19 protein-coding genes are annotated in these 19,889 nt (G+C 69.3%); 14 read left to right on the top strand and 5 right to left on the bottom strand.

Translation table 11 applies throughout. The features are described 5' to 3' along the window. Nucleotides 1-37: 37 nt before the first annotated feature. On the bottom strand, nucleotides 38-829 hold the full coding sequence (locus ABFT43_RS02225; RefSeq protein WP_347958771.1) for an IclR family transcriptional regulator: 792 nt from the start codon (nucleotides 827-829) through the stop codon (nucleotides 38-40). Nucleotides 830-1,072: 243 nt separating this feature from the next. Between ABFT43_RS02225 and ABFT43_RS02230 the strand changes: the two genes are divergently transcribed. The 13 genes from ABFT43_RS02230 to ABFT43_RS02290 all read left to right on the top strand — a co-directional run bounded on the left by ABFT43_RS02230 (nucleotide 1,073) and on the right by ABFT43_RS02290 (nucleotide 15,632). Then, nucleotides 1,073-2,164 carry a 2Fe-2S iron-sulfur cluster-binding protein gene (locus ABFT43_RS02230; protein WP_347958772.1) on the top strand — a complete coding sequence of 364 codons (1,092 nt, stop codon included), beginning with the start codon at nucleotides 1,073-1,075 and terminating at the stop codon, nucleotides 2,162-2,164. Between the two features lie 111 nt (nucleotides 2,165-2,275). Continuing rightward, nucleotides 2,276-3,448, top strand: a complete 1,173-nt coding sequence (locus ABFT43_RS02235; RefSeq protein ID WP_347958773.1) for a Rieske 2Fe-2S domain-containing protein — start codon at nucleotides 2,276-2,278, stop codon at nucleotides 3,446-3,448. Nucleotides 3,449-3,515: 67 nt separating this feature from the next. Then, nucleotides 3,516-4,700 (top strand): acyl-CoA dehydrogenase family protein, encoded by a 1,185-nt coding sequence (locus ABFT43_RS02240; protein ID WP_347958774.1) that lies wholly within the window; start codon nucleotides 3,516-3,518, stop codon nucleotides 4,698-4,700. A 48-nt stretch (nucleotides 4,701-4,748) separates the two neighbouring features. Next, the gene (locus ABFT43_RS02245; RefSeq protein WP_347958775.1) at nucleotides 4,749-5,717 is read left to right on the top strand and encodes a VOC family protein; all 969 of its coding nucleotides are present in this window, start codon (nucleotides 4,749-4,751) and stop codon (nucleotides 5,715-5,717) included. Then, nucleotides 5,714-7,315: a flavin-containing monooxygenase gene (locus ABFT43_RS02250; RefSeq protein WP_168698245.1), complete on the top strand. Its 1,602-nt coding sequence runs from the start codon at nucleotides 5,714-5,716 to the stop codon at nucleotides 7,313-7,315. The genes ABFT43_RS02245 and ABFT43_RS02250 overlap by 4 nt, the downstream gene beginning before the upstream one ends. Before the next feature lie 117 nt (nucleotides 7,316-7,432). Next, nucleotides 7,433-8,332, top strand: a complete 900-nt coding sequence (locus ABFT43_RS02255; protein WP_347959247.1) for an alpha/beta hydrolase — start codon at nucleotides 7,433-7,435, stop codon at nucleotides 8,330-8,332. A 49-nt stretch (nucleotides 8,333-8,381) separates the two neighbouring features. Continuing rightward, entirely contained in the window at nucleotides 8,382-9,272 is an 891-nt protein-coding gene (locus ABFT43_RS02260) for an SDR family NAD(P)-dependent oxidoreductase (RefSeq protein WP_131734882.1), read from the top strand. 22 nt (nucleotides 9,273-9,294) lie between these two features. Continuing rightward, entirely contained in the window at nucleotides 9,295-10,179 is an 885-nt protein-coding gene (locus ABFT43_RS02265; RefSeq protein ID WP_347958776.1) for an SDR family NAD(P)-dependent oxidoreductase, read from the top strand. After that, on the top strand, nucleotides 10,176-12,179 hold the full coding sequence (locus tag ABFT43_RS02270) for a flavin-containing monooxygenase (protein WP_347958777.1): 2,004 nt from the start codon (nucleotides 10,176-10,178) through the stop codon (nucleotides 12,177-12,179). The genes ABFT43_RS02265 and ABFT43_RS02270 overlap by 4 nt, the downstream gene beginning before the upstream one ends. Beyond that, nucleotides 12,176-13,906, top strand: coding sequence for a 3-ketosteroid-delta-1-dehydrogenase (locus ABFT43_RS02275; RefSeq protein WP_347958778.1), 1,731 nt, complete (start codon nucleotides 12,176-12,178; stop codon nucleotides 13,904-13,906). The genes ABFT43_RS02270 and ABFT43_RS02275 overlap by 4 nt, the downstream gene beginning before the upstream one ends. Continuing rightward, nucleotides 13,903-14,415 carry a flavin reductase family protein gene (locus ABFT43_RS02280; RefSeq protein WP_347958779.1) on the top strand — a complete coding sequence of 171 codons (513 nt, stop codon included), beginning with the start codon at nucleotides 13,903-13,905 and terminating at the stop codon, nucleotides 14,413-14,415. Before ABFT43_RS02275 ends, ABFT43_RS02280 begins: the two co-directional genes overlap by 4 nt. Further along, nucleotides 14,412-14,678, top strand: coding sequence for a hypothetical protein (locus tag ABFT43_RS02285; protein WP_347958780.1), 267 nt, complete (start codon nucleotides 14,412-14,414; stop codon nucleotides 14,676-14,678). Before ABFT43_RS02280 ends, ABFT43_RS02285 begins: the two co-directional genes overlap by 4 nt. Nucleotides 14,679-14,765: 87 nt before the next feature. Then, nucleotides 14,766-15,632, top strand: coding sequence for an alpha/beta fold hydrolase (locus ABFT43_RS02290; RefSeq protein WP_347958781.1), 867 nt, complete (start codon nucleotides 14,766-14,768; stop codon nucleotides 15,630-15,632). A gap of 98 nt (nucleotides 15,633-15,730) precedes the next feature. Here the strand turns inward: ABFT43_RS02290 and ABFT43_RS02295 are convergent, their stop codons facing one another. Both ABFT43_RS02295 and ABFT43_RS02300 read right to left on the bottom strand, forming a co-directional pair. Next, nucleotides 15,731-16,420, bottom strand: coding sequence for a Dabb family protein (locus tag ABFT43_RS02295; RefSeq protein ID WP_347958782.1), 690 nt, complete (start codon nucleotides 16,418-16,420; stop codon nucleotides 15,731-15,733). After that, nucleotides 16,413-16,760: a hypothetical protein gene (locus tag ABFT43_RS02300; RefSeq protein ID WP_168700137.1), complete on the bottom strand. Its 348-nt coding sequence runs from the start codon at nucleotides 16,758-16,760 to the stop codon at nucleotides 16,413-16,415. The genes ABFT43_RS02295 and ABFT43_RS02300 overlap by 8 nt, the downstream gene beginning before the upstream one ends. A 157-nt stretch (nucleotides 16,761-16,917) precedes the next feature. Here ABFT43_RS02300 and ABFT43_RS02305 point away from each other — a divergent pair, with 157 nt between their 5' ends. After that, nucleotides 16,918-17,523, top strand: coding sequence for a helix-turn-helix transcriptional regulator (locus tag ABFT43_RS02305; RefSeq protein ID WP_347959248.1), 606 nt, complete (start codon nucleotides 16,918-16,920; stop codon nucleotides 17,521-17,523). 90 nt (nucleotides 17,524-17,613) lie between these two features. On the opposite strand, the gene ABFT43_RS02310 is transcribed toward ABFT43_RS02305, so the two are convergent. Together ABFT43_RS02310 and ABFT43_RS02315 are read right to left on the bottom strand one after the other, a co-directional pair. Continuing rightward, nucleotides 17,614-18,393, bottom strand: coding sequence for an IclR family transcriptional regulator (locus tag ABFT43_RS02310; RefSeq protein ID WP_347958783.1), 780 nt, complete (start codon nucleotides 18,391-18,393; stop codon nucleotides 17,614-17,616). Between the two features lie 121 nt (nucleotides 18,394-18,514). Beyond that, nucleotides 18,515-19,714, bottom strand: coding sequence for an NADH:flavin oxidoreductase (locus tag ABFT43_RS02315; RefSeq protein ID WP_457590097.1), 1,200 nt, complete (start codon nucleotides 19,712-19,714; stop codon nucleotides 18,515-18,517). Nucleotides 19,715-19,889 lie beyond the last annotated feature (175 nt).

The raw sequence follows: 19,889 nt of genomic DNA on the forward strand, positions 1-19,889 counted from the left end.
TCGGTGGGTCAACGGGTGCGGCGGGCGGGCCCGGCGCTCAATGCATCGCGAGATCTGCTGCGACGCAACGGTCCCAGATCTCACCCGCGGCGATCCGGACCGGGCCGAGGAGCTTGCGATGGTCGAGGGTGCCCAGCGGTGCGCAGATGGACAGGGCCGCCAGGTTGCCGTAGATGTGATCCGGCGGGCCGATCGACACCCCGACGCATCCGATCCCGGCGAACGCCTCCCCGCGGTCGAACGCGCCGCCGCGATCGCGGATCATCGCGAGCTCGTCGGCGAACAGCTTCGGGTCGGTGATGCTCATGGCGGTCCGGCGCACCAGCGAGCCGTCGTCGGCCACGTGCAGCGTGGCGTTCGTGGAGCCCGGTTCGGCGTGGGCGAGCGTCGCCTTGCCCAGGGCGGTGAGGTGGGCGGGCACGCGCTGTCCCACGGCGGTCGGGGTGGGGCCCGACAGGCGACCGTTCACCTTGGCGAGGTAGACGCAGTCACCCCGATCGACGACGCCGAGTTGCACCGTGTACCCGGTCCGGTGGGCGAACGCGTGCATCACGGGCCGGGCGCCGCGCAGCAGGCGATTCTGGTTGAGCGCGGCCTGGCCGAGTTCGTAGGCCTTGACCCCGAGCTCATAGGTCTGTTCGGGCGAGCGCGCGAGCCACCCCGCCGCGGTGAGCTGCTCGAGCAGCCGGTGAACCGATGATCGAGGCAGACTGGTCCGCGCGGTCACCTGGGCCAGCGTCATCGGCCCCGAGCCGTTGAATGCCTCCAGCACCGTGGACACCCGATCCACCACGGAAATGGGGGTGTCGCCCTTGTGAGTTGTCCGCACCTGTCCTCCTCGATGTGACAGGGGTCACCGTACCCGTGACCGGGGGTCACGTCCAAAGCCGCCGACGCGACTCGTCCCGAATGATGGCATCCACGCATCCGGGGTCCCGGTGTTCGTCCCGGCCAACGGAACGACGTCGTTCGGCGGGCGCCTCACTGCCCTAACGTTCGCGCACATGTCGGCCGGGCCCGCGCGTGTGCGGGGGATGGCCGCCGGCATCCGACGAGGCGACGAGGAGCGTGCATGACCAGCGAGACGATCACCGGGGACGACGTCGTCACGACGCCGGCCGCGGCGGGGGAGCGAACCCGGGCGCGGCAGGTCCGGGTGGTCGAGGTCATCGACGAGACCGCCGATGCCCGATCGATCGTCGTGCGGCCCGATCCGCAGGACGTGGCCGAGTTCGCCTACCTTCCCGGGCAGTTCCTCACCGTGCGCGTCCCGGACGTCGGAACGGGTTGTGCCCGGTGCTATTCGCTGGCGAGCTCGCCGCACGTGGACGACGACCTGAAGTTCACCGTGAAGCGGGTGTCCGGCGGTCACGGCTCGAACTGGATCTGTGACAACGTCGCAGCCGGGGACCTTCTCGAGGTGTTGCCGCCGGGCGGAACCTTCGGGCCTCGATCGCTGGACGGGGACGTGGTCCTGGTCGCCGGCGGGAGCGGCATCACCCCGGTGATGTCGGTCGCGAAGTCGATCCTGTTCGGGGGAACCGGGACGGTGTTCCTCGTCTACGCGAACCGGGACCCGGAATCGGTCATCTTCGCCTCCGAACTACGCGCTCTCACAGAACGATTCGCGGAGCGTCTGGTGGTCGTCCACATCCTGGAAGCGGTTCAGGGGTTGCCGACGGGGTCGGGGCTGGCAGCGATCCTCCGCCCGATGGCCGACCGGGAGGTCTACGTCTGCGGACCGACGCCCCTGATGGACCTGGTCGTCGGGGTGTGCGCAGAACTGGGGTTCGGCCCGGAGCGCGTGCACACGGAGAGGTTCCTGTCGTTGCACGGCAACCCGTTCGAGCCGGTGGCTTCGCAGCCGGAGCCGGACTCGGCGGCCGCGACCGCGGCGTGCGAGGTCACCGTCGAACTCGACGGCGAGCAGCACACCGTCGGGTGGAGGTCGGGGCAGAAACTGCTCGATGCCCTCCTCGGCGCCGGCCTCGACGTGCCGTATTCATGCCGCGAGGGGGCCTGCAGCGCATGCGTCTGCGTCCTGAAATCGGGCGAGATCACCATGGCGCACAACGAGATCCTCGCCGACGAGGACGTCGCGGAGGGCTACATCCTGGCCTGTCAGGCCGAGCCGGTCAGCGATCGGGTGGAGATCGAGTACTGACCCTCCCATTCGGTGGGAGACGCACATCACACCGGGCCTGATGGTTGTCAAGCTGATCACATGCGATGGTGCGGCCCCTCCGGGTCGCCGATGTCCGATCAGGAGGCCTGAGTGAGTTCCACAACCGACAGCAACGCCGAGGTCCGGGTCATCGACGCGGGGACGCCGCCGGAGCGTTTCGCCCGCGGCTGGCACTGCCTCGGGCTGGTCCGAGACCTTGCCGACGGCCGGCCGCATCAGGTGTCCGCCTTCGGCACCGATCTCGTCGTCTTCGCAGGTGAGGACGGCAAGCTGAACGTCCTCGACGCGTATTGCCGCCACATGGGCGGCAACCTCGCGCAGGGGACGATCAAGGGCGACTCGATCGCGTGCCCCTTCCACGACTGGCGGTGGCGCGGCGACGGCAAGTGCACCGGCATCCCGTACGCCAAGCGCGTCCCGCCGATCGCTCGCACGCGGGCATGGCACACCGCCGTCGTCAGCGGCCAGCTCTTCGTCTGGCACGATCCGCAGAACCGCAAGCCCCCGGCCGAGCTGGCCATCCCCGAGATCCCCGTCTACGGGGACCCGGGATGGACGGACTGGGTGTGGAACTCCATCGAGGTCAACGGCGCGCACTGCCGCGAGCTCGTGGACAACGTCGTCGACATGGCGCACTTCTTCTACGTGCACTACGGGATGCCCACCTACTTCCGGAACGTCTTCGAAGGGCACACCGCCTCGCAGGCGATGCGGACCCGCCCCCGCGCCGACGCCGTCGGCGTGAGCCAGAGCACCAACTACAGCTACGAAAGTCAGTCGGACGCCACCTATTACGGGCCGTCCTACATGATCGACAAGCTGTGGAGCGGCGGTCGCGACCACAACGCCGACCCGAACATCTACCTCATCAACTGTCACTACCCGATCACGGCCACCTCGTTCCGCCTGCAGTACGGCGTCATGGTGGAGAAGCCCTCCGGGGTGCCGGACGAACAGGCCGAGCAGATCGCGCAGGCGGTGGCCAAGGGCGTCGCGATCGGATTCGAGCAGGATGTGGCGATCTGGAAGAACAAGACCCGCATCGACAATCCGCTGCTGTGCGAGGAGGACGGGCCGGTCTACCAGCTCCGTCGCTGGTACGAGCAGTTCTACGTCGACGTCGAGGACGTGACCCCGGACATGGTGAACCGCTTCGAGTACGAGATCGACACCGAACGCGCGCTCAAGTCGTGGCAGGCCGAGGTCGATGCGAACCTCGCCGCCGGCCGCACCGCCTTCGACACCCACCAGCCCGCTTCCTGACACCTCGGCCCCGGCCCGACGACGCACGCGTCGGCATCGAACACGACCTATTCCCAGGAGAAGACCAATGGCCTACGAAGTCCTCGACCGCATCATCGACAGTGCGGACGAATTGCGTGCCGGCGCCGACGAATCCGAACGGCTCGGGCGCCTGAGCGACGGTGTGGCGAAACAGCTCCGGCGGTCCGGGATCATCCGGCTGCTGCAGCGCAAGAAGTACGACGGTTACGAAGCGCATCCGCGCGAGTTCGCCGAGACGGTGATGAAGGCCGCGAGCATCTACGGCTCGGCGGGCTGGATCGGCGGCATCGTCGGCGTGCATCCCTGGCAGCTGGCCTTCGCCGACCCCAAGGTCCAGGACGAGGTGCTCGGCGGCGACACCGACACCTGGCAGGCCTCGCCGTACATGCCGGGCGGCGTGGCGATCCCGGTCGAGGGCGGCTTCCGCCTGACCGGCCGGTGGCAGTTCTCCTCGGGCACCGACCACTGCGACTGGATCTTCCTCGGCGCGATGGTCGGCGACAGCGAGGGCAAGCCGCTCATGCCGCCGACCGGCCTCCACGTGATCCTGCCGCGGGCGGATTACCAGATCGTCGAGGACTCCTGGGACGTGGTCGGCCTCCGGGGCACCGGCAGCAAGGACATCGTGGTCACCGACTCGTTCATCCCGGATTACCGCGTGATGCGGTCGGCGGAGGTCATCGACGGCACCGCCGCCAAGGAATACGGCGTCACCGAGACCTTGTACAAGATGCCCTGGTCGACGATGTTCCCGCTCGGCATCACCGCGGCGACGATCGGCATCTGCGAAGGCGTCCTGGCCGCCGGCGTCGACTACCAGCGGGAGCGGGTGGGGGCCGCCGGGACCAAGATCAAGGACGACCCCTATGTCCTCCACTCCCTGGGTGAGGCGGCCGCGGAGATCGACGCGGCCCGCCAGCAGCTGCTGAGCAACGTCGATCGCATCTTCGACCTCGTCGACGCCGGCAAGGAGATCGACTTCGAGACGCGGGCCACGGCACGACGCAACCAGATCCGCTCGGCGTGGCGGGCCGTGCGCGCCGCCGACGAGATCTTCGACCATTCGGGCGGCAACGCCCTGCGGATGGACAATCCGCTGCAGCGCTTCTGGCGTGACGCCCATGCCGGCATCCACCACGCCATCCACGTCACCAGCACCACCTACCACGCGGCAGCACTGGCGTCGCTGGGCGTCGAGGTCCCGGCCGGCCCGCTGCGCGTGATGATCTGAGCCCGGTCGACCACGAGGCCCCGAGACCAACAGAGGATCACCAACCACATGACCGAGATCAAAGGCCTTGGCTACGTACGCGTCCTGGCCACCGACATGGATCGCTGGCGCGAGCTCGGATACGAGGTGCTCGGCTTCGCCCCGGGGACCGGACCCGAGCCCGACGCGCTGCACTTCCGCATGGACGAGCGGCCGTCGCGGATCACCGTCGAGCACGCCGACCGCAACCGGGTGAGCGCAGTCGGGTGGGAGGTCCGCGACCACCTCGCCCTGCGTCGGCTGACGGCGGTACTCGACTCCGCCGGCGTCGAGTACGCCCCGATGCCGCTCGAGCTGTGCGAGGCACGCCGCGTCGAGGGAGGCATCACGCTGAAGGACCCGGGCGGCACGCCGCTGGAGATCTTCTTCGGGCCCGTGCTCGACCACAGTCCGGTCCTGACCAAGTACGGACAGCGGTTCGTCACCGGGCAGCAGGGGCTCGGACACGTCGTGATGCCGACCACCAACTTCGACGAGTCCTACCGGTTCTACACCGAGACACTGGGATTCCTTCCGCGCGGCGCGTTCCGGATGCCCTCCCCGCCGGGGTCGCCGCCGGTGCGAATCCGCTTCCTCGGGGTGAACCGGCGCCATCACAGCCTGGCGATCATGCCGAGCCTCGAAGGTCGCGATCCCGGCCTGATCCACGTGATGGTGGAGGTCGACGAGCTCGACGCGGTCGGCCGGGCATACGACCAGGTGATGGCGCGTGACTTCCCGGTGTCGTCGACGCTGGGCCGCCACACCAACGACAAGATGATCTCCTTCTACGTCCGGGTGCCCGGCGGCTGGGACATCGAGTACGGCACCGGCGGTCAACCCGTCGACGAGACCTACTACACCGCCGAGGAGATCAGCGCCGACAGCTACTGGGGACACGAGTGGATGTGGGCGCGCCAGGCCAAGGAGGCCGCCGAGGCGGCCCCGACGAACGAGGCCGCCTCGGCGGCAGCAGACAACGAGGAAGTGACATTGTGACGACCAGGGATATCGATCACGACGCCGTCGTCATCGGCGCCGGCCTGTCCGGGCTCTACGCGGTGTACCGGCTGCGCGCCGACGGCCTCGACGTCCGCGGCTTCGAGTCCGCGGAGGGCGTGGGCGGCACCTGGTACCACAACCGGTACCCCGGGGCGCGGTGCGACGTGGAGAGCATCGACTACTCGTACTCGTTCGACGACGACCTGCAGCAGGAGTGGACCTGGTCGGAGCGCTTCGCCACCCAGAGCGAGATCCTGGCCTATCTCGAACACGTCGCCGACCGCTTCGACCTGCGCAAGCACTTCGACTTCCTGACCCGGGTCACCTCGACGGTCTACGACGAGGACGCGGCGGCGTGGACGATCACCACCGACACGGGGGTGACCACCACGGCCCGCTTCCTCATCATGGCGACCGGCGTCCTGTCGGCGACCAACAGGCCCGACATCCCCGGCCGCGACCGGTTCGAGGGGGAGAGCTACCACACCGGCGAGTGGCCGCACCACGAGGTGAGCTTCGCCGGCAAGCGGGTCGGCGTGATCGGCACCGGATCGTCGGGCATCCAGTCGATCCCGGTGATCGCCGAGACCGCGGAGCAACTCGTGGTTTTCCAGCGCTCCCCGAACTACTCCATCCCCGCCGGGAACCGGCCGCTGACCGAGGAATACATCGCCGAGGTCAAGGCCAATTACGCCGAACGCCGGCGCCTCTCGCGCGAGAGCGGCGGCGGCACCCCGAACTTCCCGTACCCGAAGGGCGCTCTGGAGGTCGACGAGGCCGAGCGCAAGCGCATCTACGACGAGTGGTGGCAGCGCGGCGGCTACCTCTTCGCCAAGGCGTTCCCCGACCAGACCACCAGCCTCGAGGCGAACGACACCGCACGCGAGTACGTCGAGGCCAAGATCCGCGAGATCGTCAAGGACCCGGCGGTCGCCGACGACCTGATCCCGACCGACCACCCGATCGGGACCAAGCGGATCGTCACCGACAGCGGCTACTTCGAGACGTTCAACCGCGACAACGTGAAGCTCGTCAACCTGCGCAAGACGCCGATCGAGGAGATCACCGACACCGGCGTGCGCACCAGCGATCACCTGTACGAGCTCGACATGATCGTCTACGCAACGGGTTTCGATGCGATGACCGGTTCGCTGTCGCGTATCGACATCCGCGGCCGCGGCGGCCGCAAGCTCGTCGACGAGTGGTCGGCGGGTCCCCGGACCTACATCGGCCTCGCGGTGCACGGCTTCCCCAACATGTTCATCGTGACCGGGGCGGGCAGTCCGAGCGTGCTCGCCAACATGGTCCTCGGCGCCGAGCAGCATGTCGACTGGATCTCCGACTGCATCTCCTATCTCGGTGAGCACGACGCGAAGTCGATCGAGGCCGACGCCGAGGCGGTCGACGAGTGGGTCGCCGAGTGCAACGCGAAGGCCTCTGCGACGCTCTTCCCGCAGGCCAACTCGTGGTACATGGGCGCCAACATCGAGGGCAAGCCGCGCGTGTTCATGCCCTACATCGGCGGTTTCGCCAACTACGGCAGGATCATCGACGAGGTCGCCGACTCCGGCTACAAGGGCTTCACGGTCTCGTGAGGGGTGACCGGTGCGATGAGTGAACCAGATTCTGTTGTGTCCCAAGAGAATGCAGCCGGGCAGAATACAACCGGGCAGAACGTCCGGCGGCCGGACCTGCACCCCGATGTCGAGGCGATGCTGTCGGTCCTCGAATCCGGATTCCCGGATGTGACCGCGCACGACCCCGCCGAACTGCGCGAGATCATCGTGTCCCGGCGGGCGCCCCTGACACGCCTGCCGGACATGAAGACCGCTCGTGACCTGACCATCGACGGTCCGGGCGGGGACCTGGACCTGCGGGTCTACGTGCCGCACGGCACGGGCGACGCCGGACCCCGGCCGGTGATCGTGTTCGCCCACGGCGGCGGATTCGTCTTCTGTGATCTCGACAGTCACGACGAGTTCTGTCGCAGCATGGCCGACGCCGTCGACGCGATCGTGGTCGCGGTCGACTATCGGCTGGCACCGGAGCACCCCGCGCCGGCGGCGATGGAGGACGTGTACCGGGCGGTCTGCTGGGCGGCGGACAACATCGCCGACCTCGGCGGGGACCCGGCGCGGATCGCGGTCGCCGGCGACAGCGCCGGGGGCAACCTCGCCGCGACGGTCAGCATCGCCGCGCGGGACCGCGGAGGGCCCGCGCTCTGCGCCCAGATCCTGCTCTACCCGGTGATCGACGACGATTTCGACACCGAGTCGTATCGCCGCTACGGCATCGGCTATTACAACTCGGCCAAGGCGATGAGGTGGTACTGGGATCAGTACGCGCCGAGCGGCCGGGACGATCCGCTCGTCGTCCCGACGCGCGCGGACTCGCTGGCCGGCCTTCCCCCGGCCGTGGTGGCCACCGCCGAGCTCGATCCGCCGTGTTCGTCCGGCGAGGACTACGCGCGCGCACTGTCCGACGCCGGCGTGCGGGTCATCGCGCACCGGTTCGACGGTCTGTTCCACGGCTTCTTGACCTTTCCCCAGTTGTCGCTGACGCCTCCTGCCCGGCAGAAGGTCTGGCAGATGGCCTCCGAGATCCTCGCGTGAGAGCGACATCCGAAGCGACGACAACCCGAACGACGACACCGAGGTGGTCATGACACAACGACTCGAGGGCAAGGTCGCCCTGGTCACCGGCAGCAGCCGGGGCATCGGCCGGGCGATCGCCCGCAGGCTGGCCGCAGAGGGCGCGACGGTCGCGGTCAGCGCGCGGTCGGCGAGCGCGCCGGCGGTCTCCGTCCGCGACGGTGAGACACACCAGCTGTCCGGAACGCTCGCCGAGACCGTCGCACTCATCGAGGAGGCCGGGGGCCGCGCCATCGCCATCCCCGCGGACCTCGAGAACCCGGCGGAACGGGACGGGCTCGTCGACGCCGTCGTGGAGGCCGCGGGCACCATCGACATCCTCGTGAACAACGCGGGGTTCGCCGACTACAGCAGCATCGAGAAGATGAGCGAGGAGACCTTCGACCGGACGTTGGAGCACTACCTGAAGGTTCCGGTCTTCCTGTCGCAGAAGGCCATACCGCACATGCGCCGCAATGGCGCGGGCTGGATCGTCAACATCGGGTCGTCCACCGGGCTGAGTCCCATCCGGCCGTTCCGCGAGTACAACAAGACCTCCGGCGACGTGATCTACGCGTCCGCGAAGGCGGCCCAGCACCGGTTCACGCAGGGGCTCGCCGCCGAGGTGCTCGACGACAACATCGCGGTGAACGCGGTCGGCCCGTCGACGGCGATCATGACCCCGGGGGCGGCGTCCCTGTTGCCGGAGGGCTACGAGACCGAGCCGGTCGAGTACCTCGCGCAGACCGTCCTGGAGATGTGCACCGAGCCCGCCGCCGAGCGCACGGGGTTGGTGGCGTTCAGCCTCCACTACCCGTGGGCGACGAAGACGGCCGTGCGCACGCTCGACGGCCGGGACGAGTTGCCGCCGCTCGAGCCGCCGGCGTGGGCCAACCCGAACATCCGGCCCACCGGGCTCTAGACGAAAGGCGAGGTCGGATCTCATGGGTAGTGCTGCACAAGGGCGCTTTTCGGAGGGCACCGCGGTCGTCACCGGGGCGGCCGCGGGGATCGGCGAGGGCCTGGTCCGTCATCTGGGGTCACTCGGGATGACGGTCGTGGTGGCCGACATCGACGCCGGGCGGGCCGAGTCGGTAGCCGGCGACATCGAGGCGGCCGGCGGCCGTGCCGAGGCGTTCGGCCTGGACGTGAGTCGGTCGGAGGACGTCGAGGCACTGGCCGCGGCCGTGTTCGACCGGCACGGCAGCGTCGAGCTGCTCGTCAACAACGCCGGCATCGAGTCCGCCGGGTTGCTGTGGGAGATCGACGAGGCGCGCTGGCACCGCGTGATGCAGGTGAACGTCGACGGGGTGTTCTACTGCCTCAAGGCCTTCGTGCCGCGGATGATCGACGCCGGCACCCCGGCGTGCATCGCAAACCTCTCCTCGGTGGGCGGCCTCAACTGCGTCGCCGTGCAGAGCCCGTACATCGTCAGCAAACACGCGGTGCTCGCCATGACCGAATGCCTGTACCAGGACCTCTCGCTGACAGATGCCCCGATCCAGGTGAGCGCGGTGATCCCGCACTCGGTGCGCAGCGAGATCTTCCTCGCGGCGCAGCGCGAGGCCCCCTCGACCAACCCGACCGCGAACGCGGTCTTCGACGCGATGCAGCGGGACAACGTCACCAAGGGGATGGACCCGCTCGTCGCCGCAGAGCACATGATCGAACAGATCGCCCAGGGACACTTCTGGATTCACTCCGACGACGAGATCTGCTCGGCCGCGGCGCGACGCCGCGGAGCGCAGTTGACCGAGTTGCGTCCCCCCTCAGACCCACGAGAGATGCTCACCCGGATGGGTGTGCCACTTCCGGAAGGCAGACGATGACCGACACGATGACCGGTGGACCGGGCGTGAGCGCCGGGGCCGGCGACGTCCTCACCGCAGAAGGCCTGCGACAGATCCTCGCCGAGTGCGACCCGGCGCCGCTGCTGATGTCGCTGGTCCACCTGACCGGCGACTCCACATTGCTCGACGAGTTCGCGGACCGTCTCGAATACTCCCGTCCCGGAACGCATTACGCGGCCCCGGTGCCGGGCGCGCTGCCGCCCGGGCAGTACCCGGAGGACGTGATCGCCGACATCCGCGCCCGCGCGGCCGAACTGCTCGCCGACGCGGACCCCGACGCGCAGCCGGGGCTCGGTGTGCCCGCACCCGAGCTGTTCGCGCGGATGGCGCGGGTCGCCACCTCCCAGGAGGTGGACGAGGAGTTCATCCCGCTGCTGCTCGAGCAGGCCGGTTTCGTCACCGACGAGCGGCACGTCCCGGTCACCGTCACGCCGCCCACGGACTTCGAGGTCATCGTCATCGGCGCCGGCATGACCGGCATCAACGCAGCCATCAAGCTCGGCGAGGCGGGCTTCAACTACACCGTCTTCGAGGCCCGCGACGAGATCGGCGGGACCTGGACCCGCAACACCTACCCGGGCGCGGCGGTCGACACCCCGAGCCACTATTACTCCTACTCGTTCGAGCTGAACCCGCACTGGTCGCGGTACTACCCGACGGGCGAGGAGTACCAGCAGTACCTCCTCGACGTCGTCGAGAAGTACGGGCTGCGTGAGCACATCCGGCTGCAGACCTCGGTGCTGGAGATGTCCTGGTCCGAGGAGGACCAGGTCTGGGACGTGGTCACCCGCGACGCCGCCGGCGTGGTCGAGCACCACCGTGCCAAGGCGGTCGTCTCGGCGCTGGGGATGCTGAACTCCGCCAACATCCCCGACGTCCCCGGCCTCGACGAATTCGCGGGACGGGTGATCCACACCGCCGAGTGGGACACCGACCTGGACCTCACCGGCAAACGGGTCATCGTGCTGGGCACCGGGTGCACCTCGGTGCAGGTGGTCGCCAGCATCGTCGACAAGGTGACGGCCCTCGACGTGGTCGTACGGACCCCGCACTGGATCGTGCCGGAGCGGACCGTGGTCCACGACGTCCCCGAGGGGCAGCGCTGGGCGCTCGAGCACCTCCCGTTCTTCAACGAGTGGTTCCGGCTGCGTTCGTACTGGTTCGCCTCGGACAACCTCTACCGGCTCCCCAGGGTCGACCCGGAGTGGGCCGCGGAGCACTTCTCCGCGTCGCGCGAGAACGACATGGTCCTGAAGAACGCGCAGAAGTACCTGCACGACAGCTTCGGCGACCGCCCCGATCTCATCGAGAAGCTGACCCCGGACTTCCGCCCCTACGCCAAGCGGATCGTCAAGGACCCGGGCTTCTACGCGGCGCTCAAGCGCGAACACGTGGCCCTGCACCGCGCGTCCTTCGAGCGGGTCACGCCGGAGGGCGTGTACCTGACCACGGGGGAGTTCGTCCCCGCGGACGTCATCATCCTCGCGACCGGGTTCAAGCTCGAGTTCACCACCCGCATCGACATCGTCGGACGCGACGGCCGCAAGCTCGCCGACGTGTGGTCCGGTGGCGAGGACCCGCGTGCGTACAAGGGCGTCCAGGTGTCCGGGTTCCCGAACCTCTTCGTGACCTCCGGCCCGAACTCGGCGCCGAATCACGGTGCCGGACACAACATCACCAGCGAGGAACAGGTCCACTACATCGTCGAGTGCCTGCAGTACCTGCTGGAGAACGACCACGCCTCCATGGATGTGCGCCAGGACGCGCTCGACGAGTACAACGCGAAGGTCGACGAGGCGCTGGACGAGACGGTCTGGGCACACCCGGGCGGCCAGGTGAACAGCTACTACCGCAACAGCCAGGGCCGGCCCATCGTGCCGTGCCCGTGGCGGCTGGTCGACTACTGGACCATGATGCGCGAGCCCGACCCCGCCGACATGGTCTTCGTGCCGGCGAACAAGTCAGGGGAGAAGGCGTGACGGCATCCGGCAACGACGACCTCACCGGCACAGCGACGAGCGCCGACGTCGACGTCGACCTGCTCGTCGTAGGGTCGGGCACCGGGCTGGCGGCGGCGCTGGCCGCGCACGAGGAGGGGCTGTCGACCCTGGTCGTGGAGAAGTCGGAGTACGTCGGAGGCTCCCTGGCACGGTCCGGCGGCGCCTTCTGGGTGCCGGGCAACCCGGTGCTCGCCCGGTTGCAGCCGGGGGACACCGTGGCCGACGCCGCGACGTACATCCGTTCGGTCGTCGACGGCAGCGCGCCGCAGGAGCGGGGGGCATCGTTCCTCGAGCACGGTGCGGCGGCCATCGCGATGCTGTCCCGGACGACGCCGATGAAGTTCATGTGGGCGCGCGGCTACTCCGATTACCACCCGGAGAAGCCGGGCGGTTCGGCGATGGGCCGGACCTGCGAGTGCGTCCCGTTCGACGTCGCGCAGCTCGGTGCCGAACGTGCCCGCCTGCGTCCCGGACTGATGGAGGCGCCGTTGCCGGTGCCCATCACCGGCGCGGACTACAAGTGGCTCAACCTGCTGACACGGGCCCCCCGCAAGTCCGGATGGCGGGTGATGAAGGCACTGGGGATCGGTCTCGGCGGGATGGCCGTCAAGCGCGAGTACGCCGCCGGCGGGCAGGCGCTGGCCGCCGGGTTGTTCGCAGGCGTCCTCCGCGCCGGCATCCCGGTGTGGACGAGCGCGCCGCTCGTCGGTCTCGTCACCGACGGCGGTCGGGTGACGGGCGCGGTCGTGGAGCGTGACGGGGTGCCGACCCGGGTCAACGCGCGGCGGGGCGTGGTGCTCGCGGCCGGCGGCTTCGACCACGACATGGCGATGCGCCGAGAGTTCCAGTCCGAGTCCCTGCCCGACGACGCGAGCCTGGGATGCGCGGCGAACACCGGCGATGCCATCCGGATCGGCCAGGAGGTGGGTGCCGGGGTCTCCTCCATGGACCAGGCCTGGTGGTTCCCCGCGGTGGCCGCGGTGCCCGGGGGCGCCCCGGCGGTGCTCCTCGCCGACCGGTCGCTGCCGGGGTCGTTCATCGTCGACTCGTCCGGCCGCCGCTTCGTCAACGAGGCGATGGACTACATGAGCTTCGGCCAGCGGGTTCTCGAGCGCGAGCGCAACGGCGATCCCGTCGGCGACATGTGGCTGGTCTTCGACCAGAAGTACCGCAACAGCTATGTGCTCGCCGGCTCCCTGTTCCCGCGGCAGCCGCTGCCGCAGGAGTGGTACGACAACGGCATCGCGGTCAAGGCGAGCGACCCGCGCGAGCTGGCGCGTCGGATGGGCGTCGACGAGCAGGCCTTCGCGGCCACGTTCGAGTCCTTCAACGCCGGTGCGGTCCTGGGCATCGACCACGACTTTGGTCGCGGGGCGAGTGCCTACGACCGCTACTACGGCGACCCGACCGTGGTTCCCAATCCCAACCTTCGTGCCCTGCAGGGTGATTCGCTCTACGCGGTTCGCATGGTCCTCAGTGACCTCGGGACGTGCGGCGGCCTGAACGCCGACGAGCGCGGGCGGGTCCTCCGCGAAGACGGGTCGACCATCGACGGGCTGTACGCGATCGGCAACACCGCCGCCAACGCGTTCGGGTCCACCTATCCCGGCGCCGGGGCGACCATCGGCCAGGGTCTGGTCTACGGCTACATCGCGGCACTCGACTCCGCGGGCAGGCTCGACCGGACGGAGAGGAGATCGGCGTGACGGCGGCCGACGCCATCGACGGACAGCACATGCGGCGGGTGCTCGGACATTTCGCGACGGGCGTCGTCGCCGTGACGGGCATCCAAGCCGACACCGGCGCACCGGTCGGCCTCGCCGCCAACTCGTTCACCTCGGTGTCGCTGGACCCGCCGCTCGTCGCCTTCTGCGTGGGGAAGGCCAGCACGTCCTGGCCGCTCGTCCGGCAGATCCCCCGCTTCTCCATCAACATCCTCGCCGAGGACCAGGAAGAGGTGTGTCGCCGGCTCGCGACCAAGGGGGCGGACAAGTTCCGCGGACTGAGCTGGGATCACTCTCCCGGGGGTGCGCCCATCCTGGCCGGCGGCCTCGCCTGGATCGAGGCCGAGCTCGCCGACGAGCACGAAGCGGGCGACCACACGATCGTCGTGGCGCGGGTCCGGCACCTCGAGGCCTTCGACCGCGATCCGCTCCTGTTCTTCCGCGGCGGGTACGGCAGGATCGCCACCGATCGGGCGGAGGTGCGCCGATGACGATGACGCCGCTCACCTGCAAGGGATGCGGCCGCGGGGTCCGCGTGGAGAAGTTCAGCGAGGCCCACACCTCGATCGAATGGACCTTCGACGCCCGCGAATGCCCCTTCATCGCCGCCGCCCGCGACGAGCAGGGCCTCGGCTCGTACTCGGGCGGATGCGCGCAGTTGCGCGCCACCATCGACGATGCGGTCCGCGACGGAGAGCTCGTCGTCACCGAGCTGGAACTCCCCCGGGGAGAACGGCTTCCGCGCCTGCACTGAGCGCGGTCGGCGGCCGCGAGGACGCCGCGCGTCCGGTGAACGGGAACGCCGGGAGCCGTCGCACGCCGACGATGGCACGCTCGAGGGATGACGACCGAGACGAACACCCAGAACATCCCGCCACTTCTCGAATTGCCCACGGAGAACGGAGTTCTCCGCTACCGCGAGGCCGGTGAGGGAGAACCGCTGCTGCTGCTCCACGGTTCCGGGCCGGGGGTCACCGGCTGGCGCAACTTCCGCGGGAACGTTCCCGCCCTGGCGGAACACTTCCGGACCCTCGTCCTGGAACTGCCCGGGTTCGGTGTGAGCGACGGCTTCGGGGCCGCTCACCCGATGATGTCGGCGCAGACCGCCGTGCGGGCGTTCCTGGACGGTCTCGGCATCGACCGGGTCCGGATCATCGGCAACTCGATGGGCGGATTCATCGCGACCGATTTCGCCCTCGCACAACCGGAACGGGTCGACCGGCTCGTCACGGTGGGCGGTGCCGGGACCAACCTGTTCGGTCCGGCGCCCTCGGAGGGGATCGTGCGCCTGTCCGAGTTCGTCGAGAACCCGACCCGGGAGTCCTTGGTCGCGTGGCTGCACTCGATGGTCTGCGACCGCTCGCTGATCACCGAGGAGCTGATCGAGGAGCGGTGGACACAGGCCACCGATCCCGAGACCCTGGCGAGTTCGCGCGCCATGTACGGCTCGGCGGCGCTCGAGCGGATGAGCGCGGCGATGCGCAACCCGGACGTCACGCCGGGGTGGGCGAACCTGCGCAAGCTCACGGTCCCGACACTCATCACCTGGGGACGCGACGACCGGGTCAGTCCCGTGGACATGTCGATCATCCCGATGCGGACGCTGGTCTCCGGGGAGATCCACATCTTCCCCAACTGCGGGCACTGGGTGATGATCGAGCAGCAGAAGGCCTGGGAATCGGTGGTTCTCGCGTTCCTGCAGCGCTGACCCGCACCCCCCGGTGGGCCGGGGCGCGCCCCGCCCACCGGGCACCCCGGGCCGACCCCGTCGGTGGGGTCATACCCGGGCCGACTCCATCGGGAGGGTCATACCTGGGCCGACTCCGTCGGGAGGGAGGCCGGCTCGATGAGGGGCCGGTCGGTGGTGCAGAAGCTGTGGCAGACGCGCTCGGTCACCAGGCACACCGGGTTCTCGGGATCGAAGAACGGGTCGACCGACGCCCAGTGGATCGGGTGATTCATGTACGGCCCGAGGAGGCCGTCGACGTCGGCGTACTCCTGCTCCCACACGTGCGTCCACCGCGAATCCCCGCCGGCGACGGCCACCCGGCTCAGGCGCCATGCCTGGATCGCGTCGACATATCGCGGCATCCGCAGCAGGGCCCGCTCGAACCGGTCCACCTCGTCGGGCGTGGCCGAATCGTCCACGCGCAGGAGGAGGGTGCGGTACACCGCGCCGGGGTTGCCCATCGCGCGCCGGCCCACGGCACCGGGCCGGTGAGGGCTGCCGTGGTACTCGACGGAGTTGACCCGGACTACCGGCTCCTGCGATGTCGCGCGGTCGAACGCGGCCCGCGACTCGATCCACCGATCCTCCGAGTCGAACTGCAGGTGGGCCACGAGGTGACCCCCGTTGCGCACGCCGGGAAGCGTGGGCGACACCAGGGCGGCCTCCGCGCCCGTGGCGTCGGCCGCGGCGGCGATGCGCGCGGCGACGGCGTCCAGTGTCGGCTCGTCGAGCGGAGACACGTCGATCAGCCTGGTCACCTCATACATCGCACAGCCCTTCCACGTCGGCGGCGTCGGCGGCCATCGTCCTGGTCCGCTCGACGATCATCGGTGCCATCTGCGCCCACCACTCCGACGGCGCCGGGTCGTGGCGGGCGGCGACCGCGGCCTGCCACCAGGCCCGGGTGCCCGGTACCGACCAGGTCGCGGTCACGGTGTTGGTGTCGTCGTCGAGCCAGACGGGTGGCGTCACGAGTATGCGATCGAGGGTGAGGCCCCGCCGGGTGGCCGCAGGTGCGTATTCGCTCAGGTACGCGGCGACGAATTCACGTGCGGCACCGGGCTTGAGGACGACCTGATCGACGACGAAGATGGTTCGGTCGGTCATGTCGACGACGCTATCGCCCGACCGGCGGAAACGGTCTCCGACATTCCCGGTGGTCGGGAGATCGCCACCCCCGGTGACCCGCGGGCGTTGATAGTCTCGCCGCGTGAGCGCCGAATCGATCCCGAATCTGCCGGCCACGAGCTGGGCGGTACTCGGCATGCTGTCGTTCGGTGAGGAACTCACCGGCAACGACCTCAAGAAGTGGGCGGACTGGAGCATCGGGTTCTTCTACTGGAGCCCCTCGGTCAGCCAGGTCTACGCCGAGCTGAAGAAGCTCGAGGAACATTCGCTGGTGACCTCGCGAAAGGTTGCCGACGGCGGGGTCCGGGGGCGTCGCGTCTACGCGATCACCGAGCGAGGTGTCGAGGCGCTGCGGTCGTGGTCGAGTCGTGACGAGGTCGACATGCCCGTTCTGAAACACGGTGTGATGCTCCGCCTGTACATGGGGCATCTGCACGATCCGGAGGAGCTGAAGCGGATCGTCCGGGCGCATGTCGACAATCTCCGGGATGCCGCCGAACGCGCCGCCCAGCACGCCGAACACTCCGAAGGGGAACCGGGGTGGGCCTTCTCGCAGATGAGCCTGCGGTGGGCAAAGCGCTACTACGAGGCCGAGATCACGCTGGCCGAGGAGTTGCTGGACGAGATCGATTCGGCCGCAGCGCGATTCGCGGAGTCTGCCGAGCGCGACCCGCTCGGCCTCCCCGTGCCGCGCGACCCCGGGGCCTGGCGTTCGGTCCCCGAGGACTCCGAGCAGGGCTGACCGGAATCGTGCGAACGGACAGGAGTCCGCCCGGGCGTCGGGCGGACTCCTGTCGGTACGGGACCTCGGCGGACCCTCGGCCCGCCGTTCTCATCCTTCTGCGAGCACGCGTGTCGCGGTGGGCAGCGACCTCATCAGGTTGCGGCGCTGGAGGGTGGGCGTGACCCGGGTGCCGTCGCACATGCTCCGCCAGATCGCGCCGGCGGTGAGGCGGACCGGGGTGATCATCGTCGAATCGAACCGCAGCTCGCGCAGTGGGCCGCACACCGAGACCGCGGTCGTCGACTCACCCACCGGGCCGATCGGCGCGGCGACACAACCGAATCCGTTCACGGACTCGTTGCGCTCGAAGGCGATCCCGCGCTCCAGGATCGATTCGTGGCCGGGGATCCGGACGCCGTTGTAGGCGAGCAGCGCGCGGCCGAGCGCCGAGGTCCGGGCGTCCCGCCGTCCTCCGATCCGCGTCGGCACGAGTGCGGACAGGCGCCCGCCGATCTTCTCCAGGTACACCACGTCGTCGCCGTCGAGGACGGCCAGGTGCACCACCATGCCCGTGGTCCGGTACAGGTGATGCAGGTGGTCCCTCGCCGCCGCGTGGACGCGGTCCTGATGGACGGCGAGGGAGCCGAGCTCGACCAGCCGGATGCCGAGGCTGTAGCTGCGCCCCTCGCGGCTGAGCCACCTCAGGGAGACGAGCCGCTCCAGCATGCGGTGCGCCGAGGAGCGCGGGAGCCCGGTCCGCAAGACGATCTCGGAGAGGCTGAGCCGGTCCCGCCCCTCGAATGCGTCCAGGATCAGCGTCAACCGGTCGAGGATGGCGCTCGGGGTGCTGGAGGTGCCGGTGTCCGCGTACTCCTGGGTGATCGACATGCCGATGACTCCTGTTCTCATGCAACGGCCTGACGTGCCTATTTCGATTAGGAACGTGGCTATTTCGATTAGGAATATGCCACACTCCGGCCGAGATGTGAACCGGATCACCAAATCGTGATCAGCGTGTCCCGGTCTTGGCGTTCGGCCGCTCGACCACCAGTGGGCAGCGGGTGCCGGTGAAGATGCTCGCCGCGCAGAGATTGCAGTGGATGCACAACGAGGTCGTCTCCAGGTCCTGCCGGATGCGGTTGATCAGGTCCGGCTCGCGGAGAAGCGCCCGTGCCATCGCGACGTACTCGAAGCCGTCCCGCATGGCGGTCGTCATCGCGTCGTGGTCGGTGATGCCGCCGAGGAGGATCAGCGGCATGTCGAGGGCGTCGCGGAACTGCCGGGCGTGATCGCGGAAGTAGAGCCGCTCGTAGGGGTAGTGCTTGAACACGAGGTTTCCGAACATCTTCATGCCGACCTTGACGATGCCGGTCTGGGTCTCGGCCATCGCGCGGACCGGGACGTCGCCGCGGAACAGGTACATGGGGTTCAGCAACGACGATCCGCCGGTGAGTTCGAGCGCATCGAGATGTCCGTCGGCCTCGAGCATCTGCGCGAACTGCAGGGACTCGTCGAGCCAGAGCCCGCCGGGCACGCCGTCGGCCATGTTCATCTTCGCGATCACCGCGATGCGGCCGTCGACGGCCTCGCCGACGGCGGCGACGACCCGTCGGGCGAACTCGGCGCGGTGGGCCAGCGAGCCGCCCCAGGAATCCTTGCGCCGGTTGATGTTCGGACTGAGGAACGAGCTGGCCAGGTAGTTGTGGCCCAGGTGGATCTCCACCGCGTCGAAGCCGACCTCGATCGCATACCGCGCGGCGTCGGCGTGTGCCGCGATCACCCGGGCGATGTCGTCTTCGGTCGCGGCCCGGTCGAGGCCCATCGCGAGGGGGTTGGGGCGGGTGGACGGCGCGATCGACGGCAGGCCGGTCGAGCGCGAGTTGGCCACCGGACCCGCGTGACCGATCTGCGCCGAGACCTTGGCGCCGGTGGCGTGGACGGCGTCGGTCAGACGCTGCAGACCGGCGAGAGCCTCAGGACGCCAGTAGATCTGGTCGCGCTCCGTGCGGCCCTCCGGGGCGACGGCCAGATAGGCGACCGTGGTCATGCCGACGCCGCCGCGGCCGACCGCGACGTGGAAGTCGACGAGCCGGTCGCTGACGAGGGCGTTCGGGGTGGCCCCCTCGAACGTCGCGGACTTGATGATCCGGTTCCGCATCTCGATCGGACCGAGGCGTGCCGGCGCGAGCGGATCGGGAACTGCGGTCACGGGTGGGGTCGCGGCGGTAGGGGTGGCCGGGGTCGTGGTGGCATCGCTCATCGGGATCTCCTCGAGGGCTGGGTGAGGGGGACGGCGTGGACCGCCGCCGGTCGGCCGGCGGGTTCCACTCGCGGATCGTGGGACACCGGACCCGGCTTCCCGCACCGATGTCCCGGTCACCGGG

It is taken from the genome of Gordonia aurantiaca, from assembly GCF_039939235.1.
Classification (GTDB): domain Bacteria; phylum Actinomycetota; class Actinomycetes; order Mycobacteriales; family Mycobacteriaceae; genus Gordonia.